At 46.8% G+C, this 25,388-nt stretch carries 21 protein-coding genes and 2 riboswitches; all 21 genes read left to right on the top strand.

Annotated elements, in window-relative coordinates:
• Positions 1-16 precede the first annotated feature (16 nt).
• The 21 genes from ACKA06_RS05480 to ACKA06_RS05380 all read left to right on the top strand — a co-directional run bounded on the left by ACKA06_RS05480 (position 17) and on the right by ACKA06_RS05380 (position 25,348).
• Positions 17-853 (top strand): DUF1028 domain-containing protein, encoded by an 837-nt coding sequence (locus tag ACKA06_RS05480; RefSeq protein ID WP_411159168.1) that lies wholly within the window; start codon positions 17-19, stop codon positions 851-853.
• A gap of 143 nt (positions 854-996) precedes the next feature.
• Positions 997-2,910: an SEC-C metal-binding domain-containing protein gene (locus ACKA06_RS05475; protein WP_411159167.1), complete on the top strand. Its 1,914-nt coding sequence runs from the start codon at positions 997-999 to the stop codon at positions 2,908-2,910.
• A 481-nt stretch (positions 2,911-3,391) separates the two neighbouring features.
• Positions 3,392-4,501 carry an IS110 family RNA-guided transposase gene (locus ACKA06_RS05470; RefSeq protein ID WP_411159166.1) on the top strand — a complete coding sequence of 370 codons (1,110 nt, stop codon included), beginning with the start codon at positions 3,392-3,394 and terminating at the stop codon, positions 4,499-4,501.
• Positions 4,502-5,120: 619 nt separating this feature from the next.
• Positions 5,121-6,230 carry a YecA family protein gene (locus ACKA06_RS05465; RefSeq protein ID WP_411159165.1) on the top strand — a complete coding sequence of 370 codons (1,110 nt, stop codon included), beginning with the start codon at positions 5,121-5,123 and terminating at the stop codon, positions 6,228-6,230.
• A 493-nt stretch (positions 6,231-6,723) separates the two neighbouring features.
• Positions 6,724-9,234: a preprotein translocase subunit SecA gene (gene secA, locus ACKA06_RS05460; RefSeq protein ID WP_411159164.1), complete on the top strand. Its 2,511-nt coding sequence runs from the start codon at positions 6,724-6,726 to the stop codon at positions 9,232-9,234.
• Positions 9,235-9,722: 488 nt separating this feature from the next.
• Positions 9,723-10,824, top strand: a protein-coding gene (gene prfB, locus ACKA06_RS05455) for a peptide chain release factor 2 (RefSeq protein ID WP_141687760.1) whose coding sequence is annotated in 2 segments (ribosomal slippage) — positions 9,723-9,794 and positions 9,796-10,824 — 1,101 coding nt in all. Because the reading frame shifts where the segments join, the coding sequence is not laid out codon by codon here.
• Between the two features lie 503 nt (positions 10,825-11,327).
• Positions 11,328-12,200: a YitT family protein gene (locus ACKA06_RS05450; protein WP_411159163.1), complete on the top strand. Its 873-nt coding sequence runs from the start codon at positions 11,328-11,330 to the stop codon at positions 12,198-12,200.
• Between the two features lie 80 nt (positions 12,201-12,280).
• A complete protein-coding gene (cccB, locus tag ACKA06_RS05445) occupies positions 12,281-12,598 on the top strand; it encodes a cytochrome c551 (protein ID WP_411159162.1) in 318 nt (105 codons plus the stop codon).
• Between the two features lie 482 nt (positions 12,599-13,080).
• Positions 13,081-13,767 carry a cell division ATP-binding protein FtsE gene (ftsE, locus tag ACKA06_RS05440; protein ID WP_071619741.1) on the top strand — a complete coding sequence of 229 codons (687 nt, stop codon included), beginning with the start codon at positions 13,081-13,083 and terminating at the stop codon, positions 13,765-13,767.
• Complete coding sequence (gene ftsX / locus ACKA06_RS05435; protein ID WP_058299575.1) at positions 13,757-14,641, top strand: permease-like cell division protein FtsX; 885 nt, start codon at positions 13,757-13,759, stop codon at positions 14,639-14,641. The genes ftsE and ftsX overlap by 11 nt, the downstream gene beginning before the upstream one ends.
• A 37-nt stretch (positions 14,642-14,678) precedes the next feature.
• Entirely contained in the window at positions 14,679-16,025 is a 1,347-nt protein-coding gene (locus ACKA06_RS05430; RefSeq protein ID WP_411159161.1) for a murein hydrolase activator EnvC family protein, read from the top strand.
• Positions 16,026-16,292: 267 nt separating this feature from the next.
• A riboswitch (cyclic di-GMP riboswitch) is annotated at positions 16,293-16,379 on the top strand.
• A 132-nt stretch (positions 16,380-16,511) separates the two neighbouring features.
• A complete protein-coding gene (locus ACKA06_RS05425) occupies positions 16,512-16,784 on the top strand; it encodes a hypothetical protein (protein WP_032086713.1) in 273 nt (90 codons plus the stop codon).
• Positions 16,785-16,993: 209 nt separating this feature from the next.
• The gene (locus tag ACKA06_RS05420; RefSeq protein WP_411159160.1) at positions 16,994-17,569 is read left to right on the top strand and encodes a class I SAM-dependent methyltransferase; all 576 of its coding nucleotides are present in this window, start codon (positions 16,994-16,996) and stop codon (positions 17,567-17,569) included.
• A gap of 283 nt (positions 17,570-17,852) precedes the next feature.
• A complete protein-coding gene (locus ACKA06_RS05415) occupies positions 17,853-18,566 on the top strand; it encodes a cytochrome c biogenesis CcdA family protein (RefSeq protein WP_058299578.1) in 714 nt (237 codons plus the stop codon).
• A 12-nt stretch (positions 18,567-18,578) separates the two neighbouring features.
• Positions 18,579-19,265, top strand: coding sequence for a response regulator transcription factor (locus ACKA06_RS05410; RefSeq protein WP_411159159.1), 687 nt, complete (start codon positions 18,579-18,581; stop codon positions 19,263-19,265).
• Positions 19,258-20,346, top strand: a complete 1,089-nt coding sequence (locus tag ACKA06_RS05405) for a HAMP domain-containing sensor histidine kinase (RefSeq protein WP_411159158.1) — start codon at positions 19,258-19,260, stop codon at positions 20,344-20,346. The genes ACKA06_RS05410 and ACKA06_RS05405 overlap by 8 nt, the downstream gene beginning before the upstream one ends.
• A complete protein-coding gene (locus ACKA06_RS05400; RefSeq protein ID WP_411159157.1) occupies positions 20,327-20,941 on the top strand; it encodes a hypothetical protein in 615 nt (204 codons plus the stop codon). The genes ACKA06_RS05405 and ACKA06_RS05400 overlap by 20 nt, the downstream gene beginning before the upstream one ends.
• Complete coding sequence (locus tag ACKA06_RS05395; protein ID WP_058299582.1) at positions 20,934-21,521, top strand: redoxin domain-containing protein; 588 nt, start codon at positions 20,934-20,936, stop codon at positions 21,519-21,521. Before ACKA06_RS05400 ends, ACKA06_RS05395 begins: the two co-directional genes overlap by 8 nt.
• 148 nt (positions 21,522-21,669) lie before the next feature.
• Positions 21,670-22,050 carry a DUF302 domain-containing protein gene (locus ACKA06_RS05390; RefSeq protein WP_411159156.1) on the top strand — a complete coding sequence of 127 codons (381 nt, stop codon included), beginning with the start codon at positions 21,670-21,672 and terminating at the stop codon, positions 22,048-22,050.
• A gap of 163 nt (positions 22,051-22,213) precedes the next feature.
• Positions 22,214-23,350 (top strand): trans-sulfuration enzyme family protein, encoded by a 1,137-nt coding sequence (locus tag ACKA06_RS05385; protein WP_411159155.1) that lies wholly within the window; start codon positions 22,214-22,216, stop codon positions 23,348-23,350.
• A 374-nt stretch (positions 23,351-23,724) separates the two neighbouring features.
• Positions 23,725-23,847, top strand: a riboswitch (SAM riboswitch).
• A 205-nt stretch (positions 23,848-24,052) separates the two neighbouring features.
• Positions 24,053-25,348: an O-acetylhomoserine aminocarboxypropyltransferase/cysteine synthase family protein gene (locus ACKA06_RS05380; RefSeq protein WP_411159154.1), complete on the top strand. Its 1,296-nt coding sequence runs from the start codon at positions 24,053-24,055 to the stop codon at positions 25,346-25,348.
• Positions 25,349-25,388 lie beyond the last annotated feature (40 nt).

Below are 25,388 nucleotides of genomic sequence, written 5' to 3'. Positions count from 1 at the left end.
AAAGGAGGACGTCAACATGACATATTCCATCGTCGGATATGATCCTGAAGAGAAAGAATGGGGAATTGCCGTGCAGTCCAAGTTTCTTGGTGTCGGTTCGGTCGTTCCGTTTGCCAAAGAAGGCGTCGGGGCGGTGGCGACCCAGTCCTATGCCAATACGGCATACGGTCCGCAGGCACTGCAGCTGATGGAAGAAGGAAAGACGGCAGAAGAAGCACTGGACATCATCACGAAAGATGACCCCGAGCGTCACCTCAGACAGGTCGGACTAATCGATGCCTGGGGACATGCCGCCACGTTTACAGGTGAAGGATGTTATGACTGGGCCGGCGGAAGGACAGGCAAGCATTTTACGGCGCAGGGGAATATTTTAGTGGATGAAAATACGGTCATAGCGATGGCTGAAACCTTTGAATCTTCAACAGGCAGCCTGGCAGAAAGGCTGCTTCAAGCACTCCATGCCGGCCAGGATGCAGGAGGGGACTCCCGCGGCATGCAGTCCGCTGCCCTTTTGGTTGTAAAAGAAAAAGGAGGCTACGGCGGATACAACGACCGTTACATCGACCTTCGGGTGGATGACCATGCTTCACCTATCCAAGAGTTGAAGAGAATCTATCTGATGCACCAGCTCTATTTCAAAGAATCAGATGCTGGCAGAGTAGTCCTCCTGGAAGGCGATATTCGGGATGACCTTGAAAAAGAGTTGCACCGTCTTGGCTACGCTGATGACAGCAAGTCCCTGCACCAGGCGTTGAAGGACTACCTCCACACCGAAAACTTCGAAATGCGCGAGCAGGAAGAGAATTATATTGATTTGGATGTATTGGAGTATATGAAGAAACAGGGTAGATAGAATGATAGGGAGCTTTTCTCAAGAGGGATCTTGGGGAAGGCTCTTTGTGCGTTAGCTGGACAAAATGGGGCCAAGCGTGTATAGGTTTCTCTTTTTCGTTTATACTGAATGATAGATTAGAGAGATTGAAAGGGTGAGAGAATATGGCGGAAGTGGGAAGGAACGAACCATGCCCGTGCGGAAGCGGGAAGAAATATAAAAAGTGCTGCGGCGGGGCAAATGTTTCTCAGATCGATCATCTTCTTTTAGATGAGCTTGAGCGTGTTTTCGGGATGGTGGTTGATTTTGCATACGAGAGACTCGGCTGGAAGCTTGACCGGGAAAAAGGCAAGATCATGGGACAACTGCCTTATTTACCTGAGTTCGATCTGCCTTTCTATACTTGGTTTTTATTGACGAATAAAGGGAACGATGAAAGGACCATTCTTGAACAGTTTATCCATGAAAATCTTGACTCCATCAGCAGGGTGAGAGTCCGTGAGATTGTGAAGAAATGGGTTTCTTATCAGTTTGTCTGCGGGAAACTCGTCGAACGAAAAGGAGATTTGATCATTGTGGAGGATTTCCTCAGTTCGGAACGTTTTGAGTTAAGGGAATTGGATATGCCGTTTACAGTCGGTCAGGCTGTGTTTACGGCGGCGATGCCTTATGAAAATCAACAGCATGTTCCGTTCACTACATTTTTCAACTTTTTACCCGAAGTGTCTGCATTTGTAGAAAGAACAGTGAAAGAAAGCTACGAGGAAACTTCGATGGAGGTCCAGGAATTTTACAGGGAGAACTTTTTGGTCCTGTTGGAAAAGGTGTTTCGCAGTTTTGAAGAAGATGAAAAGATTCACTTTGATATTGGTGCGCTTCCTTGGAGAAACGAAGGGGAGCAAGAGGCCGGTGAGGAACTTCATTCGTTCGTCCTGGACCATAGCCTGGAGGAAGAATACGCCTTTTTACTAACGAAGTATCTGAGTGATTATTTCAAGGTGGCATCTCCGAGAATCAGGAACCCGCGCGTCTATGCGGCTGCGATGTATTATCTCGGCAGTGAGGTCTTCCCGGTAACCCGCTTTTCACAAAAGGACCTCGGTGAAGAGTTTTCCGTGTCTGCTGGAAGTATTTCAAACCGTGCTTATGATATCGATGAAAAGATAGGGGAGAAAATTGGGGAAGATTTATCAAAAATGAGTACCCCGGATGAATCCGATGTTTTTTATCACTATGGAAATGGCCCTGCTCCCACCGAGAAATCAATGTGGGAGACGGTAGTCGCAGTTGAAAAAAACAATGGCAGCCTTGACTTTGATGAAGTAATCAACAAGGTTGCTGAGGGGAAAATGGAGCTTCCCGAATTGGATGACAAAGAAAAAGCCCAGTCCATCGTATACGATGCATATGAAAAGTCTGGTGCCGAAAGATATGTGCTCTGTGCGAATGCACTGCTTCTGAATCCTGAATGTGCAGATGCCGTGAACATCCTTGCTGAAAAAGAAACAAAGGTTGAAAAGAAAATCGAACTGCTTGAAAAAGCGGTGGAATACGCTGAAAAGGATGTCAGGCTCTACGCTGATGAAGACATTAATTTTTGGTTGTACATTCGCACCAGACCATATATGAGAGTGACGTTTAATCTGGCAATCGCCTTGAAAGAGGCTGGCCAATATGAGAAGGCTACCTCATACATGGAGCGTCTTATACAGCTGAACCGGGAAGACAATCAGGGTGTCCGTTTTGAACTGCTGCCGATCCTCATCGAGCTTGGTAAAAAGAAACAGGCAGAGCAATTAATGGAGAAGTACGAAGAAGAATCGGCGTATTTTGCATACATGGAACTTTTCATAGCCATGAAGTTCCACAAAGGGAAAGTTAAGGAATTGGCAGACCTGGCCATCGAAATGAACCCGTACCCAATGGCTTACATCCTTGGCTTGAGCCCCCTTCCTTCAAAAATGCCGGAAACCTTCACGTATGGGAGCGAAGAAGAAGGAATCATCATCGCCCATAAGACCAAGTTCCTGTGGAAAAACAGTGAGCATGTTTTGGAACAGATGATTGAGAGTAGGTAAAGATTGGGTTGCAAAAATAATGATTGATAGTAAATGATTTGGTTTGGGAATTTTTTATTGATTGATACAGAATAGGAAGAATAGTAGAGCTGTTTCCATGGGGGGTGTCCCTAGAAATAGCTCTTTTCTATTGTGGGGGGAGAAATAAATAACAGGCGGTATCCAGCGTTGATTGGAGTGCAGGACGAAGACTCCTGCGGGAAAAGCGAGACAGGTGAGACTTATCCAGCTCCAAGGCTTAGAGGCACATGTCATAAGTCAACTCGACCAAGAAGGCAAAGAACGCCTTCGTGGCCGATTCGCCTTATGCCACCCGCCTCTGACCAAAGCCTTTCCGCTTTTAAAACCCGCAGGAGCGCAGCGACGAGTTATCATGAACAAAACTAGCTCCTTATTCGTAACTTCGTAGGTTAACTGGGTATATGAAAGTAAGCACAATCAAACCCAATCAGAGCTACATTACGAAAGGAGCTAGCTTATTATGAAGAATACCACAAAATTTATCGGTTTAGACGTATCTAAAGAAAAAATTGCAGTTGCCATCGCAGATGTTGGACGTGAAGCTCCAAGGTACTATGGCATGATTCCTCATAATGCTGAAGCCATCCGGTCTCTCGTAAAAAAGCTTGGTCCATCTGAAAACCTGTACATGTGTTATGAAGCTGGACCAACAGGCTATCCACTCTATCGCTTACTGACTTCGATGGGGGTGCACTGTGATATTATTGCGCCATCACTCATTCTTCAAAAGCCTGGGGAACGTGTGAAAACAGATAAAAGAGACGCCATCCGACTCGCTCAGCTCTATAGATCTGGTGAGTTAACAACGATCCATGTACCTTCAGAAGAAGGTGAAGCACTGCGTGATCTGGTTCGCTGTCGTGAAGATGCAAAAGAGGATGAGCTGCGTGCCCGACACCGGCTGACTAAATTCCTGATGCGTCACGAAATCCGGCCACCTGATGGTGTGAATCGATGGACAGTTAAATACTATAGATGGCTTGATACACTGAAGTTCGAGTATTCTTCTGCGCGTGTTGTATTTCAGGAATACTATCATCAGCTCAAAGAGCTTCAACAGCGTGTGCTTAGACTTGAAGAAGAGATTCACGAACAGTCTACAAAAAATGTACTCGCACCCATGATCCAAGCTTTACAATCACTACGCGGCATCGCACTGATTACGGCGACCAGCCTTGTCGCAGAAGTAGCGTGTTTCCAACGCTTTCAGACGGCACCTCAATTTATGGCTTATGCCGGCTTGATTCCGAGTGAGTACTCAAGTGGTGAACGCAGACACCAGGGGCAAATCACAAAAGCCGGTAACCGACATTTGAGAAAACTGTTAACTGAAGCTGCCTGGAGTTACCGATATACACCTGCCGTAAAAGGTGATCTAAAAAAGCGTCAACAAGGAAGTTCACTTACTGTGAAGGAAATCTCCTGGAAAGCGCAAAACAGACTCCATAAAAAATTTTACCGTTTGGTTTCTAAAGGAAAAGAAAAAAATAAAGCCATTACCGCTGTCGCCAGGGAACTAGCTGGATTTATTTGGGCCATTTCGCAAGAAATCCAACCGATTCATCAGTAAATCCTTTGTTTCAGTGATCTAGGGTTCCTTTTAAACCGTTTTGTCCAAACGAAACGAAGATGAGCTTAGGGCTCGAAGGCAAAGATTAACACCGGGAAGGAACATCCACGTGCCTCCTCTGTGCTAGTCTGATTCGTCAGATGAACGCACGTTACGAGTTAGTGGGAAAGTCCTTCATACGGAAAGATAAAATGTGTGAACCCACGGATATCAGAGTGCTAACCGCAGTCGAACATTTTTGCCTTCGTGCCGTGTGCTTACCTTTAGTTTCATCCTAAGTGAAAGGAGAAATCCCGTAGGAAAGGCACAGTTAAAAAGTAAAGTTTAAAAGAAGCTGTAAGGGCTTCGCTTCTTAAAAGCGGACAAAAATAATTCAGAATCGAATGGGGAGCTTCTGTATTGACAGTTTTGTTCATATCAGGAGGCTCACCGTCCGCCCGTGGAAAGCGAAGTCCTGCACGGAAATCAAAAGCGGTTTAGAAGGGGATTGACAGTACTAATCCTTGTTTCAACACCACTGGTTGTATTTACATCCTCCAAAACAGTTTAACCAAACCCAAAAGTGTTATATAATGAACATTTGTGAACGGGACTCAACAATTCGGAGGTAAGAACAAGCATGAGTACAGTCGGAAGAAATGAACCGTGTCCTTGCGGGAGCGGTAAGAAATATAAGAAATGCTGTGAAAAAGAAAATGTCGTGAATATAGATTCAATGGTGAATCAGGAGCTTGATGTGCTGCAGGCACAGCTCTATGATTTCATCGCCACTGCGCAGGATCCCAAGATGGAGGAAGCGTATCATGAATATCTGAAGAAGATGGACCTGATGAAGGCCGATCCGGATATTTATGAAATGGCTTTCGTCAGCTGGTACGGATCTACTCAAAAGGATGAGGAAGGCGTTCGTCTGATCGATCGCTTCATCGATAAGTCGGTAGGTACGGTGACCCGCCCGCAAACGGCTGCCGTCCTTGAATCCTGGAGAAATCTGCGTGTAACGGCTGGTACGGTTGAAAAGGTGGATGACAGCACGCTTCATGTAGAAGAAGTCATCACCGGTGAAAAATTGGTCGTAAAAGAGAGATTTGGCAATCTGGAAGAAAACAGCTTCTTCTTGGCACTGCTATTGCCGAACGGAGATAAGTATCTCCCATTTGCCCAGTATTTCATCTACCCATCGATTGAAAAAGCCGCGACGGAACTGGTGAAGATCCGTTTTGAGCAGGGTGAATTCGAAAATCTGCAGGATTACCTGTCTGATCAATACATGATGCTTGCCGATGTCGGCTTTGTTTTATACAGTGCGGAAAAGAAAAAATCCGCCAAGAAGGCTGCGGTTGATTCGGAAGGTACTGAAATCGAAGCTCCTGCAGAAGCGGAAGCTCCTATCGAAGGCGTGGAAATCTGGATGACGCCGGAATATAATGAAGCGATCACTGCTCTGAAAACATTCCTTTCTGAAAAAGGGGAAGACAAAGCAGAGAGCGATTTGCTCGTTTCCGTTCTGGAGAAATACTTCTACACAGAACGCCCGACGATCCGCAACCCGAAAATCTATTCAGGCGCCCTCGTCGACATGGCCAAGAACATCGATGAAATCAGCATCCGCCACGTCCAAAAAGAACTCGCCGAATACTTCGACGTATCCGCCAACAGCATCTCCAGACGCAGTAAACAGATCTGGGAGAGCTATCAGGATACAGTTTATGAACTGTTAAAGAAATAAAATAGTCCATAAGAGACTGCGTTAAGTTTAATTAAAACCCGAACTAACAGGAATCACTGAATTTCTATTAGTTCGGGTTATTTAGTTTTAGGTAATCCCAGCGGTTGATTGGAGTGCAAGGCGAAGACTCCTGCGGGAAAAGTGACTAATGTGAGACCCCGCAAGAGCGCAGCGATGAGGAGGCTCACGGGTCACCCGCGGAAAGCGAAGCCTTGCACGGAAATCAAAAGCGGCATTAGAAGCCTATACTGAATTTTACGTTATTAAATAAAAGCGCCTCCATCTCCCCTAAGTTGTAACAGGGTAACGTTAATGGTAGAATTAACATGAATGAATTGTTTTTGAAGCAGGATTTACAGGGCTTTTAGCGAATGTGTAGTAGAGATGTTTTAAGACTGGGAAATTTACCATTTCTCATGGAATTCTCATTTACTTTCGCTATAGTGATGAGTGTAATTAGGCTCTACTTATACAGGATAAAGGAGCGTTATACATGCTTGGGATTTTAAACAAAGTGTTTGATGCGAATAAAAGAGAGATCAAAAGGCTTGAAAAGATAGCCGATCAAATAGAAGAACTGGCTCCGGAGATGGAGCGCCTCTCGGATGACGACATCCGCGTGAGAACGGAACGCTTTAAGGAGCGTTATCAAAAAGGCGAAGATCTTGACGATATGCTTGTCGAAGCTTTCGCAGTCGTACGCGAAGCGGCACGCCGTGTCCTCGGTCTGTATCCATACCGCGTCCAGCTGATGGGTGGGGCATCCCTCCACGGCGGGAACATTTCCGAGATGAAAACCGGTGAAGGTAAAACCCTTACGGCAACGATGCCGGTTTACCTGAACGCGATCACTGGAAAAGGCGTTCACGTCGTAACGGTCAACGAATACCTTGCCAGCCGTGATGCCGAGGAAATGGGACAGCTTTACAACTTCCTTGGTCTGACTGTCGGGTTGAACCTCAACTCCATGTCAAAAGAAGAGAAGCGTGAAGCCTACAAAGCGGACATCACATACGGAACGAACAACGAGTTCGGTTTCGACTATCTTCGTGACAACATGGTCCTTTACAAAGATCAGATGGTTCAACGCCCGCTTCACTTCGCCGTAATCGATGAAGTTGACTCGATTTTAATTGACGAAGCACGTACACCACTGATCATTTCCGGTAACGCACAGCGCACGCCGCAGCTTTACATCCAGGCAAACGCGGTTGTCCGCACGCTCAAAAAAGACGAAGACTTTACTTATGATGAAAAAACAAAAGGTGTGCAGTTGACTGAAGATGGTATCACAAAAGTGGAGAAAGCCTTCCACATCGATAACCTTTTCGATATTTCTCACGTTACCCTTAACCACCATATCAACCAGGCGCTGAAGGCACACGTCAGCATGCACCGCGACGTTGATTATGTGGTTCAGGAAGGCGAAATCGTCATTGTCGATTCCTTCACGGGACGTCTCATGAAAGGCCGCCGTTACAGTGACGGTCTTCATCAGTCCATCGAGGCAAAAGAAGGGCTCGAAATCCAAAACGAAAGCATGACCATGGCGACGATCACGTTCCAGAACTACTTCCGTATGTACGAAAAGCTTTCCGGTATGACCGGTACGGCGAAGACGGAAGAAGAGGAATTCCGCAACATCTACAACATGAACGTCATCGTGATCCCGACGAACAAACCGATCGTCCGTGATGACCGCGCCGATCTGATTTACGCTTCGATGGAAGGTAAATTCATGGCAGTTGTAGAGGACATCAAGGAGCGTCATGAAAAGGGACAGCCTGTTCTAGTCGGTACAGTGGCCGTCGAAACGTCAGAGCTGATTTCCAAACTTTTAACAAAAAAAGGTGTACGCCATAACGTATTGAATGCGAAGAATCATGGTCGAGAAGCCGAAATTATTCTAGAGGCAGGCCAAAGAGGTGCCGTGACAATCGCCACAAACATGGCCGGCCGTGGTACGGATATCAAACTTGGCGAAGGCGTGATCGATCTTGGCGGTCTTGCCGTCATCGGTACAGAGCGTCACGAATCCCGCCGTATCGATAACCAGCTCCGCGGACGTTCCGGTCGTCAGGGGGACCCTGGTGTCACTCAATTCTACCTTTCAATGGAAGATGAATTGATGCGCCGCTTCGGATCCGACAATATGAAGACGATGATGACCCGCCTAGGTATGGATGATTCCCAGCCGATACAGAGTAAAATGGTCAGCCGTGCTGTTGAATCCGCCCAGAAACGAGTGGAAGGGAACAACTTCGATGCACGTAAGCAGCTCCTTCAATATGATGATGTCCTTCGTCAGCAGCGCGAAATCATCTACAAGCAGCGTTACGATGTCATCGAATCAGAGGACCTGCGCGAAATCGTAGAAGGCATGATCAAATCCGTCATCGAGCGCCAGGTTGCCGCCCATACGGCAAACGAAGAAATCGACAGCTGGAACCTGCAGGGCATCGTCGATTACGTCAATGCGAATCTTCTTCCTGAAGGGGACGTCACGGTTGACGACCTTCGCGGAAAAGAAGCCGACGAAATCATGGATCTCATCTGGGAAGACGTGAAAGTCCGCTATGATGAAAAACAAGAAGAGATGGGCGCAGAACAAATGCGTGAATTCGAAAAAGTCATCCTTCTCCGCGCGGTCGATACGAAATGGATCGATCACATCGATGCGATGGATCAGCTCCGTCAAGGTATCCACCTGCGTGCATACGGTCAAAATGATCCACTTCGCGAATACCAGCATGAAGGATTCGCCATGTTTGAAAGCATGGTATTGGCCATCGAAGAAGATGCTGCCAAATATGTCATGAAAGCCGAAATCAGAAACAACCTTCAGCGCCAGGAAGTAGCCAAAGGCCAAGCCGTCAACCCGAAAGAAGAAGGCGGCAAAGCCAAGAAGAAACCTGTCCGCAAAGAAGAAGAAGTCGGCCGCAACGAACCATGCCCATGCGGTAGCGGCAAAAAATTCAAACACTGCCACGGCAGAATGGGATAAATGCTTGACCGGAGAGGATACCTGGTACTTACTTAGGAGTGCCAGGTACTTTTCCGTTTTAATGCGGGGCTCGTTTTTGCAGAGTTTTGGTGCCGGGCACAGATCGACTGAATTGTGCCAGGAACAACCGGCCCTTTTTGTGCCAGATACAGTGACTGGCAGAATTTTGAGCCTGGCTCGATCTGATGTTTTGAGCCAGGTTCGGAATCGGAATGCCTGACCCCGTTACATTAAATCGAGGCTTACCTGGTACCCTCTCATAAAAATAATGCAGTGTGATTTTATAATGCAGCACAAACCAGCTGGTGATTGGAGTGCAAGACGAAGACTCCTGCGGGAAAAGCGAAGCTGGGGAGACCCCGCAGGAGCGCAGCTCCGAGGAGGCTCCCCGCTCGCCCGCGGAAAGCGAAGTATTGCACGGAAATCACCAGCGGAATTTAATACAGTAAGATAAGTAAATATCAAAATAACCACAGAGGTGACCAATCATGGAACTAGCAGAAATCAGATCAGAATTAGAAAAAACAGCTAAGACATTAGCGGACTTCAGGGGGTCTCTTTGACTTAGAAAACAAAGAGGCACGAATCCAGGAACTTGATGAGATCATGGTAGAACCCGATTTCTGGGATGACCAGCAAAAAGCGCAGGGACTCATTAATGAAGGAAACGGACTTAAAGCCCTTGTGAATGATTACAAAGCAATGCTCGAAACGCAGGAAAACCTTGAACTCACGCTTGAACTTATAAAAGAAGAGCCGGATGAGGATCTTCAGCAGGACCTAGAAGAAGAACTCGGCGACCTCATGAAGCGCCTGAGCGACTATGAACTTCAGCTTCTTCTCAGCGAAGAATACGATAAAAACAATGCCATCCTTGAGCTTCACCCGGGGGCGGGAGGAACCGAGTCACAGGACTGGGGTTCCATGCTGCTTCGTATGTATACACGCTGGGCAGAAAAAAGAGGATTCAAAGTCGAGACTCTTGATTATCTTCCAGGCGATGAAGCAGGTATCAAGAGTGTCACTCTCGGAATCAAAGGTCATAACGCATATGGTTATCTGAAAGCTGAAAAAGGTGTACACCGTCTCGTGCGTATTTCTCCTTTCGATTCTTCCGGACGCCGTCACACTTCCTTCGTTTCATGCGAAGTGATGCCTGAGTTCAATGAAGAAATTGAAATTGATATCCGCACCGAAGACCTTAAAATCGACACGTACCGTGCGAGCGGTGCCGGCGGTCAGCATATCAATACGACCGACTCGGCTGTCCGTATCACCCACTTGCCGACCAATGTCGTCGTGACATGTCAGTCAGAACGTTCGCAGATCAAGAACCGTGAATCTGCCATGAAGATGCTGAAAGCCAAGCTCTATCAGAAGCGAATCGAAGAGCAGGAACAGGAACTGGCTGAAATCCGCGGCGAGCAAAAAGAAATTGGCTGGGGAAGCCAGATCCGTTCTTACGTATTCCACCCGTATTCCATGGTCAAGGACCATAGAACCAATACAGAATCCGGGAACGTACAAGGCGTGATGGACGGCGATTTAGATCCGTTTATCAATGCGTATCTGCGTTCGAAAATTCAATAATGTTAAAAAAGCTGAACCATTCTTAAAGGGATGTTCAGCTTTTTTGTTTATATATTGATAAGCGGTTGTGCCTGGAACAAATCACATACATTGTGCCAGGCACAAAACCCCCACTCTGAGCCTGGCTCAAATCCCCCTTGTGAGCCAGGCACCACTAAAAAGCCTCCCCCGCCAAAGAACCCCGAACAAGCCAACCTACCAACCACCCAGCCACCCACCCACCCACCCCATTCCACTAATGCTTCACCACGTCACCTCAATGTCATTTACACGTTTCGACACCCATGCTATACTCTCAAAGGTTGTGACAATCAAGCCGCGAGCCCAATGTAAACGCGACGTGGCAGCAACTCACAATAAAAACTTAACTATAAATGATAATGAGTAAATAGCAATCCCACATCCAATGGAAGGTCAGCAAACGACCGGCAACCACGAATGAGGGATGATATAACACCCTTGTACTCATACTATCAATACATATACAGAAGGAGTCGTACGGAATGGGTTTGAAGCAAAAGCGTCGAGAACAGTCATTTAATCCGCGGAAAGAGAAGTTTTTGGAGTATTTGTTTGTTGTGGCAGGATCAGCGGTTGTGGCCATTGCATTCAATGTATTCTTGCTTCCGAATGAGGTGGCATCAGGAGGAGTCAGCGGGATCTCTACTATATTAAAGGGGCTTTTTGATTGGAAGCCTGCATTCGTGCAGTGGGCATTCAACATCCCGCTCTTCATCGCAGGGCTCATCTTCCTGGGGCTTCAATTTGGTGTGAAAACAGCAATCGGGACTGTATTTTTACCGTTAGTTGTTTACCTCACGGAAGACTGGCAGCCGTGGACAGAGGATCCGCTTCTTGGGGCTCTGTTCGGTGGAATCGGAGTCGGACTTGGGCTTGGAATCGTGTTCCGTGGTAAAGCTTCGACCGGGGGGACCGACCTTGCCGCCCAGATCGTAAATAAATTCACAGGTCTTTCACTCGGAACCTGTGTGGCGATGATTGATGGAATGATCGTATTATCTGCGGCAATCGTGTTTGATATTGAAAGAGGACTGTACGCGCTGATCGGCCTTTATGTGACAAGTAAAACCATCGACCTCGTGCAGGTCGGGGTGAGCCGTTCCAAGATGGCACTCATCATCACGAACCGCCAGGAAGAAGTTCGTGAAGGAATCTTGAATAAAATCGACCGCGGTGTGACAAAACTATCAGCATACGGCGGATATACGGATGATGAACGTCCGATCCTGATGGTCGTGGTCGATCAGACAGAATTCACAAAACTGAAACAACTGGTTAAAAGCATTGATGCCTCTGCATTTGTGGTCACAATGGATGCATCAGAGGTATTGGGCGAAGGTTTCAAACGGGTTTAAGCTTGGTATAATTATCTATAGGAGAGAGAATTCACCACGGTCGATTCTTACTCTTAAATTTTTTCCTAGGAGGAGAAAACATGAAGAAAAAGCTTTTAGGCATTCTTTTAGGAACTTCATTGGTGCTTGCAGCTTGCGGCGGCAACGATGGCGGTGACAGCAAGGAAACGAGCTCCGGCGGTGTCGATGCTGAGAAAATCGTGAACAACAAATGTACCAGCTGCCACGGCGGTAACCTGGAAGGCGGCATGGGGCCGGCTCTTAAAGACGTTGGTTCCCGATTGGATAAAGATCAAATCCTTGAAATCCTTAAAAACGGTAAAGGCCAAATGCCTGCAGGTCTTGTAGAAGGTAAAGAGGCGGACGCAGTCGCTGAATGGCTGGCGAATAAAAAATAAGCATGGAAGAGGGGGAATCCTGTATAAGGATTCTTCTTTTTTTATGGATAAAGCACTTATTCACAACTACTTGCATTTCCTTTTTTAAAACTATGTGACAAACTTTGATATTATATAACCTCTCATAATTCTCTGCCTGACTCCCTCTATCAATGAGATTGGAAGCAATCCCCATCTATCTTTTTTACTTGTTGTTAGTACCTGATACTAGTAAAAAATAACTATATAAATATCGGAAATTAGGTATTAATGGCAATAAAAAAGGTTAATATTTCACAAAAAGTGCAGTTCTGAAATGAAACTGTAATAATATTTTTCCTTAACATCGTAAGAAGTGATGTTATAATATTTTCGTGAGCGAAATTCGAGCAATTTCACCAATTTATGTCTAATTTGGTAGAGACGACAGAATTTTATATCACACACATAGATACCACACAGCCAAGAGGGGAACTACATACTACAAATTAGGTGATTTAATAATGATAGAAATGAAAGACGTCTATAAGCAGTATAACAACGGTGTTATGGCTGCGAATGGGTTTAACGTCCATATAAAGCAAGGCGAGTTTGTTTATGTCGTGGGTCCGAGTGGCGCAGGGAAGACAACATTCATCAAGATGATGTACCGTGAAGTGAAACCTTCAAAAGGTGATATCATCGTGAATGGAATAAATTTGGCGAAAATAAGGAACAGCAAAGTGCCTCAACTTCGACGAAATATAGGAGTGGTCTTCCAGGATTTTAAACTGCTTCCTACATTGACGATTTATGAAAATGTCGCGTTTGCACTCGAAGTAATCGAAGAGCAGCCGAAACAGATCAAGAAGCGTGTAATGGATGTACTTGAGCTGGTAGGCCTTAAACATAAAGCAAGGATGCTTCCGAATGAGCTTTCAGGAGGAGAGCAACAGAGGGTCTCGATTGCAAGGTCGATCGTCAATACACCAAAGCTGGTGATTGCGGACGAGCCTACAGGGAATCTCGATCCTGAAACCTCCTGGGACATCATGAATATCCTTGAGGAAATCGCAAACCGCGGTACTACCGTGATCATGGCTACACATAACCGGGAAATCGTAAATACAATCAAGCATCGGGTAATCGCCATCGAGAATGGCCGGATTGTCCGGGATGAACAGCGAGGTGATTACGGTTATGAAGGCTAGAACGTTTGCCCGTCACTTCAGGGAAAGTTTTAAGAGCATCGGCCGAAACGGCTGGATGACCTTCGCATCCGTCAGTGCAGTAACCGTCACATTATTACTTGTTGGTGTTTTTATCGTCTTGATGCTAAACATGAACAAGGTGGCAACCGATATAGAGAAAGATGTCGAAATTCGCGTACTTCTCGAAATTGGGACGAAGAAAGAAGAAGTTAAAGTCATAGAAGACAAGATTGATAAAATAAGTGGAGTCGAAACCGTCGAATATTCCTCCAAAGAGGAAGAACTTCAGAATCTGGTAAAAGATCTCGGTGACGATTTCAGATTATTCGAGCAAGATAACCCGCTTTATGATGTATTCATCGTTAAAGCGAAAGATCCCCGTGATACAGGCAAGATTGCCGCTGAAATAGGCAAGTATGAAAATGTCAACGAAGCATTATACGGGGAAGCGAAAATCGAAAAGTTATTCAATATCCTTGAAATGAGCAGAAACGTCGGATTGGTGCTGATCATCGGTCTATTGTTCACAGCGATGTTCCTCATCTCAAATACGATAAAAATAACGATCGTCGCTAGAAGAAGAGAAATCGAGATAATGAAACTCGTGGGTGCAACCAACTGGTTCGTCCGCTGGCCGTTCGTCCTTGAAGGATTATGGCTTGGTGTTTTAGGTTCTATTATCCCGATTGCTCTTGTTACAACTGGTTATTACTACGCTTACAATTTTATTGAGCCAAAACTTCAAAATAACTTTATTCAGATATTGGACTTTACCCCGTTCATCTATCAGGTAAACGGATTGATCCTCTTAATGGGATGCCTGATTGGCGCCTGGGGAAGCTTTATGTCTGTACGTAAATTCTTAAAAGTCTAAATTAACAGGTTGATAGAAGCTGAAAGGAGCGAGCCGCTTGAACAAGAAGCATTTTGTATCATTAGCAATTGCAGCAGCATTAACAATCGGCAGTTTCCCGGCAATGGGAACAACGGCCAACGCTACATCCGTAGAGGATCTGAAGAAGAAACAAGGAGAGGTTTCTTCTCAAAAAGATAAAATCAACGGTGAAATTAATAAAAAGAAATCAGAAATCAACGCAAACATCAGCAAGCAGCAGGAAATCAAAGCGAAAATCGCTGAGTTCGATGCGAAGATAAGAGATACAGAAAATAAAATCGCTGAAAAAGCGAAAGAGATCGATGAAACAAATGCAGAAATCGATCAGTTAAAAGAAGAAATCAAAGAGCTCGAAGAAAAAATCAAAGAGCGTAACGAACTTTTAAAAGAACGTGCACGTGCGATTCAGGAAAAAGGCGGCTCTGCAAACTATCTTGATGTCCTTCTCGGCGCTGAAAGCTTCGGTGACTTCATCAACCGGGTCACTGCAGTAAACACGATTGTGAGTGCAGATAAAAAAATCATGGACGAGCAAAAGAGAGACCAGGAAGAATTAGAGAAGAAGAAATCACAAGTTGAAACGAAATTAGCAGAATTAGAAAGCGATAAAGCAAGCCTTGAAACATTGAAGCAAGACCTTAACAGCGAAAAAGCCCAAAAAGCTGAATTGTTCAAGCAGCTTGAAAAGCAGCAGGCTTCACTTGAAAAAGAAAAAGTGAACTTGCAAAAAGAATCTAATGAATTAGCTAAAATGGAACAGCAAATCGGAGGAGAAATCCAGGCAGAACAGGCCCGTTTGGCTGAACTTGCCCGTCAGCGAGAACTTGAGAAGAAGAGACAGGCAGAAGCTGCAGCGGCAGCAGCAGCCAAGAAGGCTAAAGCTTCTACAACTTCAAGCAGCAGCGGAGGCTCTTCCGCATCGGCTTCAGCACCAGCCAGCGTTCCTGTAAGTTCCGGAGCATGGACAAGACCAGCATCCGGTGCCATTACTACTGAATTTGGCTGGGATACGTTAAACGGGGAATCCCGCTACCACTACGGTACGGATATTGCAGCTCGCGGAACTGTTCCAGTTGTTGCAGCAGCAGATGGATATGTCATCAAGAGTCATTACAGCTCAAGTTACGGAAACGTTGTGTACATCACGCACTCAATCAACGGACAAACCTTTACTACAGTGTATGCCCATATGTCTTCTGCCCTGGTAAGCTCAGGACAACCTATCGATAAAGGTCAGCAAATCGGTTACATGGGTAATACAGGATATTCTTTCGGACAGCATCTTCACTTCGAACTTCACCAAGGTTCTTGGAATGCGGCGAAATCAAATGCTATAAACCCGCGTAGATATATCAACCTTTAATAGAATAGCAGCTTGATAGAATCCTGCCATAGGTTTATGGCAGGATTTTTTTGGATAAAAACATTCCACAAGAAACCCTTATCCTTATAGGATATTCATAAAAGAATAATTCCTTCCCCTTACAAACCATACGCAATCATGTATAATGAAATTAATGTCGAAAAAAGAAAATTTTCACACAAAAAACACTTTTAAAACTTGGGTAATGCTGGTACTATAGTATTATTGTAAAAACTCAAATACACATCATTTGTACTACGTATCAACCTGCGATAAAGGCAAACTAATTCGAAAGATTAGGACGCAAAGCCACGGATCTAACGTTTCCGAAACTATGACCGCCGGGCTGCCGAAAAGGATTGGAAGATAAATGACGCTGTTTCATCATTTACTGCCTGCCATTCTTTTTGGCGGGCAATTTTTATTTTAATAAAACTACTGTCTCTGAAGCCTATGGAAGTTCAGGTTTGGAAAGGAGAAGTGAAGATGGAACAAGGAAATATTTCCGACATAAGAAGACAGTTGCGCAGCTTTTGCAGGAGAAACCGTTCCACTTTGAAAAAGTTCAGCTCCTATACAGCAGAGGAAATCAGCGACATGGTATTAAGCAGGCTGGGTTATGAAGAGGTAAAGAGGATCGTTGACGACATCAAGGTGATCGACCGCCGCGGAGGCAACACAGGCTTTTACTTAATGATGATCCTGGAAGCACTGAAAGGATCCCAATCGGCCGATTCAAAAGATAGAGCCATTATATGATAAACTCCGGGTGTCCACTTTGACAGCCGGTTTTTTTGATTCCCGAGAGCAATTACTTGATTGCCTGAAAGATACATATCATACTCTAATACATAAAGGGGTATCGTAAGGCGATTTTCCTTTTAAAAGTCTATTTACCAGGAAAAACGAAGACAATAGAGAAATAAGCAGTCTATGGAAACGTATCTTATTAACAGGAGGGACCAATCATGGAAGGACACGGACATTTATTCGAACATCACAAAGCTTCAAAACTGCTCGATCCAAAGCGTCAGGAAATGGTGCCGGTGGAAAAAGTACTTCAGCTTCTTCAATTAAAAAAAGATGACCTCGTCGCAGACCTCGGCTGCGGAAACGGCTATTTGACACTGCCGATCGCGAAGGAAGTCGATACTAAGGTTCATGCCGTCGACCTGCAGCAAGAAATGCTCGAATATCTCCAGCACCGTGCAGGGGAAGCTGGCGTCTCGAACATCGAATACGAAAAATCTTCGCTCGAATACTTAAGCTTCAACAAGAACACCCTGGATAAAATCGTATCTGCCTTTGTTTTACATGAGGTGCCCAATCTCACCAAAGTATTCCAAGACCTTAGCGACATGCTGACGGACGATGGCCTTTGGCTCATCCTGGACTGGGAGGCAGTGGAGTCAGAAATGGGACCGCCGCTGGAAGAGCGGATTCCATCTGATGAACTGGCACAGCAGCTCGAGACAGCCGGGTTCGAAACGGAAGTCGGGCATTTGCACCCTTCAGTTTATTATATTGTGGTGCGTAAGGGGTAAAGATGGAGGGTTGCTGGTGCCAGGCACAAATCACCCAATCTGTGCCTGGCACCAATAATGCAGAATGTGTACCTGGTACAAACCGCTGGAATTGTACCAGGTACAAAAATCGTTCCAGGCTCAATCCCCCGTAATTGAACCTGGCTCAAAACACCGAATCTGAGCCAGGCACCACCCCCACCCAACCCCCCCCCAATCCCCAACCACAAAAAAATCCCTACCCTCTTAACAAACCCTTAACATTCCCCCGCCATACTATTGGTATAAAAGGAGTGAACAATGTATGGTAGAAGTATCAATTTGGTTTGCGCTCGCAGCAGGGGCGCTGTCGTTTTTCTCGCCTTGTGTGTTTCCGCTCTTGCCGGCTTATGTGAGTCATTTGACAGGCGGCCAGGCGGAGGGAGGAAGGATTCAGGTGGAGAGGAAAGTGGTGTTTATCCGGTCATTCGGTTTCATCGCCGGTTTTTCTTTCATCTTCATTCTGATGGGGGCTTCCGCAAGCCTGCTCGGAGGGTTATTTTCGGAATACAGATTATACATAGAACAGATCGCCGGGATCCTCATTATCGTCTTCGGCCTGCAGATGATGGGCTGGATTTCGTTTTCCTTCCTGATGAAGGGCGGAAAGCAGTTTGAGGTGAAGAAAAAAGGGACCGCCTTCGGTTCCGTTATGCTTGGAATGGCATTTGCGAGCGGATGGTCCCCGTGCGTCGGCATCACGTTATCATCAATCCTGCTGCTTGCCGGGGCCAGCTCGACCCTGACGCAGGGAATACTGCTCCTCATCGTGTATTCACTGGGACTCGCGCTTCCGTTCCTGATCATTTCACTGATGATTACGAAGACATTCACCGTGATGAAAAAGGTGAACAGGATCCTGCCGAAGCTTGCGAAGTTCAACGGGGCCCTGATGGTTGCGATGGGGCTGCTTGTTTTCAGCGGTAAGATGCAGCAGATTTCTGCTTATCTGTCTGTGTTCAGTTTGTTTTCAACATAGGAGGAAATTGTCGTGAACGTTCAGAATAAGAGCATCCTTGTCGTGGAGGATGATGCTAAGATCAGGAAACTGATCAGGATTTTTCTTGAAAAAGAAGGCTATGAAGTATTCGAGGCAGAGGACGGAGAAGAAGGGAAGCGTCTGTTTAAGGAGTGCGATCCCTGCTTTGCGATCCTCGACTTGATGCTGCCGAAGATCCAGGGTGAAGAGCTGTGCACCTGGATTCGCGAGGAGGAAAAAAGCGATATCGGCATCATCATGGTGACGGCGAAAACAAGTGAATTCGACCGGATAACGGGGTTGAAGACAGGGGCGGATGACTACGTCACAAAGCCCTTCAGTCCGAGCGAGCTTGTAACCCGGGTCGAAACGGTCCTCCGCAGGACATCCGACCGCTGTCAAAAGCTGAGCCGGAACGGTCTTGTACTCAAAGCCAAAAAAGGTGTAGTGTCATATAAGGGGAATCCCATAGATCTCACTGGTTTCGAATTCAGGATTCTGCACCTTCTCATGAAGCATCCGGGACAGATCATCTCACGTCAGCAAATCCTCGACACCCTGTATGAACTCCACGAAAAAGTGGTTTCGGAACGGACGATCGATGTTCACATCCGGCACCTCCGGCAAAAACTCCAGGCGTGTACGAGCATGAATTTTATTGAAACGGTAAGGGGAATGGGGTATAAATTCAATGGATAACCGCAGAAAACCGGGCAGTCTCCTGACCCAGCTCACGTTTCTGAACACGATCATCATTGGGGCCGTCATCCTGATTGCCGGATTCACCGTGAAAAATTATGCCTGCAATCTCGTGAATCAGCAGCAGATCACAGGCTCGAACCTTGAAAGTCTGCTGAATGACTATCTGATCAAAGTGAGTCTGCTCGCGTTCATCCTGGCCGGGGGATTTCATTTCTTTTTTATAAAATGGCTCACCAACCCATTGAAGAAGCTGACGGAAGCCACTCAAGTCCTGAAAAAGGGAGGGAATCCGGAGCGGTTGAAGCAGCCTCTTATCTATGAAGTGAAGGAGCTGAGTGAAGCGTTCAATGAGCTTTCGGAGACGACGGCACATGTGAAGGCGAGGCAAAACCGACTGCTCCGCGACCTGTCGCATGAGCTTAGGACGCCGCTCACCAATCTGACCGGCTACCTCGAAGGGCTTGAAAAAGGAATCATAGAAGGGGACAGGGAAATTTACCGCTCCCTCCAGGAAGAATCCGGTCGCATCGAGCGGCTCTTAGAACAGCTTGTACATATCAACCAGTGGACTGCCGATACGGGTCATAATCAGGAAGTGCTTCACATTCATGAACTGTTAAAAAGAAGGCTCACGGCCTTTCAACTGAAATTCATGCAAAAAGGAATCGAAGTGGAGACGGATCTCGTTCCTTGTTCCCTTCAAGGGGACAGTGACGGCCTTCAGCAGGTATTCAACAATCTGCTTCAGAATATCGCCGACTATGACGTCGGAAAGAAGCTGTCGGTAAAAGGATTTGTGCAAGGTCATGATTATGTCGTACAATTTTCTCATCAAGGAAAAGAGATTCCCGCAGAAGAAAAAGATCTTATTTTTGAACGGTTCTACCGGGTCGATCCATCCCGTTCGACCATGACCGGTGGAGCGGGACTTGGCCTGGCGATATCGAAGGAAATCGTGGAGTCTCACGGAGGATCACTGACCCTTTATAGTGACGGGGAGCATCACGTATTCGAAGTGCGCCTCGGAATCCGTCCACATGATAAAAAGGAGAATCATCATGAACCAACAATGGTATAACATTGGCGCATTCACGTTCCCCGGTTCATGGGCAGCGATCATAGCCTCGTTCCTTCTGACCTTCCTGTTCCTCTTTTTCTGGAACAGAAAAGCGGGCGACTGGTATTCGAACGCCGTCTTTTATTTCATCCTGACCTGGAAACTGAGCATCATCATCGTAGACTTCCAAACGGTCATCAAGCATCCGCTCACGATCCTTTATTTTCATGGAGGAACATTCGGATATTGGCTAGGCATCGCCGTTGTTTTGATTTATACATTTGTTAAAAAAGAAAATCCTTATCATGCGGCCGCTGCCTGGATGTTGACCGTGCTTGTATATGAAGGCGTGTTCGACTTCCTGCACGGGTCTTATATGACAGGCGGTCTTCAGCTGGCGGTTAACCTGATTCTGTTTTTCTTTTTACTGAAAAAAATCGGCGGGGAGGATAAGCGGATTTGGTCGATTCAAATTCTGACCATATTCACCCTGGCCCAGTTGTTATTGAATGCATTCGGCGGCTTTGAAATCGGTACGCACCTTTTGACCTACATCATGGTTTCCGCCGTTCTGCTTTTGCTACTTATAAAACAAGGAGGAAAATCCAGTGAATAAACGTAACTTTGCTTTGGCCATCGTGGCACTCCTGGTCGGGATCTTCCTGGTGAACCTATTTCAGGATCAACAGGAAAAGAAAGAAAAGGAAGAAGCAGCGCAGCTAGCCAAGGAATCGATGGACCTTTCCAATGCGGCCGCTGAAGAAGGACTTTCAAAAGGCGCAAGTGCCCCGGATTTCGAACTTACGACGCTGAACGGCGAGAAAGTAAAGCTTTCCGATTACAAGGGCAAAAAAGTGATCCTCAACTTCTGGGCGACATGGTGCCCGCCTTGTAAGGCGGAAATGCCGCATATGCAGAAGTACTACGAAAAAAATGCTGAAAAGGAAAACGTCGAGATCCTCGCCGTGAACCTCACCAGCATGGATGACGGCAAGGACAAAGTCCAGGAATTCGCGGATGGCTATGAACTCACATTCCCGATCCCGCTTGACGTGGACGGGGCAATCGGCGAAGAATACCGGGCCTTCACCATCCCGACCACCTATATGGTCGACACCAAAGGGCTGATCCAGCACAAAATCGTCGGCCCGATGAACGAAGACATGATGGCTGAAATGGTCTCCGGAATGGACTGAGGTGTTAATCCACTGAGGGACGGGCCTTTAGCGAGATAAAGACCCGTCCCCGCGTTTAACTATATACGCCTTGAGGTATATAACAAAGTATGCAATCGATGATCTTGCAGAAACTATGCTTGGATAGAAATCGAAGGAGGAATCTTGAATGTTTCACTACACAAAAGAAGTATCTATGTCTGTGAAGGAAGCGTCTGAAAAGGTGGAGGCAGCACTGAAGGAAGAAAGCTTCGGCGTCCTTTGGAATCTGGATCTTGCCGGCAAGCTTGAGGAAAAAGGCCTCGATTTTAACGAAGAAGTGGTCATCCTTGAAGTATGCAATCCGAAGGAAGCGAAGAAAGTACTGGAGCAGAGCATGCTCGTCAGCTACTTCCTGCCTTGCAAGATCAGCATCTATACTGAAAACGGCACGACCAAAGTCGGAATGGCGAAGCCGAGCAAGCTGATTGAACTGGTCGATAATGAAGAATTGAAAAATATCGCGCTGGATATTGAAGAGCGATTGATTGCTTGTATCGAAAAAGTATAAGAATGAGGAGCATCTGCTGCATCGGCGGCAGGTGTTTTTTATTTGTTAACATCTGAATTTCCATAAAAAATAATACGTTACCCGAAACATTTCTCTTCCTCCGAATCTTCTGAATATGGTACACTCTTTAAAATACCAACCGCAAAGAGGAAGGATGACACACATGAAATTCACAACGAAAGTCGTACATAGCCAGCTGAAAGGCACCGAAGAAATCCGCAGCAAAACCACACCGATCTACCAGACTTCGGCGTTTTCATTCAAATCGTTGGAGGAACTTGAAGGATTCTATGAAGGGAAATCCCCTTATCTTTATACACGGACGGGAAATCCGAATACGGACGAGCTCGGCGGGATGGTCGCTGCCCTCGAGGGGGCCCCGGCCGGTGTCGCCACGTCATCCGGTTTGTCGGCGATCCTTGCCGCCGTGCTTGCCGTCGTCCAGTCAGGCGACCACATCATCGCAGCGGAAGACCTGTACGGAGGCACCTTCCATATGCTGAAAGAAGAGCTGAAAGGCTTCGGAATTGAAACGACATTCGTCGATTTCACGAGCCGAGAGGAAATTGAACAGGCCATAACGCCCCGGACCAAATTGCTCTACAGTGAAACGGTCACCAACCCGTTCATGAGAGTGGAGGATATCCAGCAGCTCGTCGAACTTGCTGAAAAACATAACCTCAAAACGATCATCGACAACACCTTCGCCACACCATACCTTCGCCAGCCGTATCTTGAAGGTGTAGATCTGGTGGCCCACAGCGCCACCAAATACATCGGCGGCCACAGCGACATCACCGCAGGCGTGGTGACAGGAAAGGAAGAGCTGGTAAAAAAAGCACGGGAAAAAGTGGTAAACATGGGTTCCAACTTAAGCCCGTTCGAAGCATGGCTCACGGCAAGGGGAGCAAAGACACTCGGCCTCAGGATGGAAGCCCAGGCCCGTAATTCCGGCATCCTGGCAGACAACTTACGATCGAACCAGCATATCAAGCACGTGTACTATCCGGACAATCTCTCCGAAAAAGGACACGGTGCCATCGTCACCATCGAACTCGACGCGTCCTGCAACATCAGCACATTTTTCAAATCGCTCGGCTGGATCAAGATCGTGCCGACCCTGGCAGGAGTAGAAACCACCGTCTCCTACCCGCTCGGCACCTCCCACCGTGCCCTGCCCAAAGAAGCCCAGCAAAAACTCGGCATCAACACCCACGTCGTCCGCATCTCCCTCGGAATAGAAGACGCCGAAGACATCGTGGCCCAATTCAACGAAGCAATCGAAAAATCTGTTGGGTAAATTAATTGATGATTTTTAAGGGTAATTAGGTATCAACATCGCCAGGTGAATTTTTTGTTTTTTTAAAGCTGGACACAAGATCCTACCGATTCCAGCAGTTGATTGGAGTGCATGATGTAGACTCCTGCGGGAAAAGCGAAGCTGGGGAGACCCCGCAGGAGCGCAGCTCCGAGGAGGCTCGCCGCTCGCCCGCGGAAAGCGAAATCATGCACGGAAATCCACTGCGGTATAACGAACCCTATCCAAATAAAACAAATCAAGACAAAACAATCGAAATACCAAAATAATAAAAAAAATCAGAAAATACCCTTGACGATGAAACAATCAGCCTTTATAATTCATCTCAACGCACTACTTAAAAAACAACTAAATCGCTCTTATCCAGAGAGGCGGAGGGACTAGGCCCGATGAAGCCCGGCAACCTTCATGCCTGCGAACGACACGCAGCTGCATGAAAAGGTGCTAATTCCTGCAGACGAAAGTCTGAAAGATAAGAGGAGGACCCTATTAAATTAGACCCTCTTCTTAGGAAGGGGGTTTTTCATTTTCCTCTTCTTTCAACACTCCTAGAAGGATGGCCGGCCCGGTCAAGCCAGCTGAAAGTACCAGCTGAAACGAAACCGGCAGCGTCCACCGCAACCAATACCCTAAAACCGAATTAGCCAATGAAATCCAAAAACCAAACCCAGGGAGGAATTCACAATGACAAAACAATTCGATATCGAAACAGTATTACTGCACGGAGGCCAGGCACCGGACCCAACGACAGGTTCACGCGCTGTCCCGATCTACCAGACAACATCGTACGTTTTCGACAACAGCGAGCATGCTGCGAAATTATTCGGACTCGAGGAAGAAGGGAATATCTACTCCCGTATCATGAATCCGACGGTGGACGTCCTTGAAAAACGGATCGCCCTTTTAGAAGGTGGAATCGGTGCACTCGGCGTTTCTTCCGGAATGGCCGCAATCTCGCTGTCCATCCTGAATATCGCAGGTGCCGGGGATGAAATCGTCGCTGCGACTAATCTTTACGGAGGCACGTACAACCTGTTCTCCACGACGCTTCCGAAATACGGCATCAAGGTGCATTTCGTCGACCCTACAGATCCCGAAAACTTCCGCAATGCGATCACGCCGAAGACGAAGGCTGTTTTTGCCGAAACGATCGGGAATCCAAGCCTTCACGTACTGGACATTGAAGCGGTGGCGAAAGTCGCGCATGACAATGAAATCCCGCTCATCATCGACAATACCTTCGCTACACCGTATCTGACGAAGCCGATTGAATGGGGCGCAGACATCGTCATCCATTCAGCCACAAAATGGATCGGGGGCCACGGTACGGCGATCGGCGGACTTGTGGTTGATGGTGGAAAATTTGATTGGAACAATAAGAAATTCCCGGGCTTCGTGGAAGAAGATCCGAGCTATAACGGAATCCGTTTTGGCATCGATGTCGGCGAAGCAGCCTTCATCACCAAGCTCCGTGTTCAGCTGCTGCGTGATTTCGGTGCATGCCTGAGCCCTCAGAACGCATTCCTGCTGCTGCAGGGGCTTGAAACATTGCATCTCCGAATCGAAAGACACACGGAAAACGCACAGAAAATCGCCGAGCATCTCGATCAGCACAGCGGAGTGGCATGGGTATCGTATCCGGGCCTCGCCCAGCACCCTTCCCACTCACTGACACAGAAATACCTGAAAAAAGGAGCCGGTTCGATCGTCGTCTTCGGTATTAAAGGCGGCAGGGACTCAGGCCGGAAAGTGGTCGACAACATCACGCTCTGGTCACATGTGGCGAACGTTGGCGATGCCAAATCGCTTATCATCCATCCGGCTTCGACGACCCACCAGCAGCTGAACGAACAGGAGCTGCGCTCAACCGGCGTAACCGAAGAATTGGTGAGATTGTCAGTCGGTCTGGAATCAGCAAAGGATCTTATCGAGGACCTGGATCACGCAATCGAAGCGGCACTTGCCGCGTCACCGGTATAATCAATTTTTTTAAAAGGGAGATCCGGCCCGAAAAGCCGTC

It is taken from the genome of Rossellomorea oryzaecorticis, from assembly GCF_045897515.1.
In the GTDB taxonomy this organism is placed as follows: Bacteria; Bacillota; Bacilli; order Bacillales; family Bacillaceae_B; genus Rossellomorea; species Rossellomorea enclensis.
Note: the sequence above shows the minus strand (reverse complement) of the source record. Positions and strands in the feature narration are given on the sequence as shown.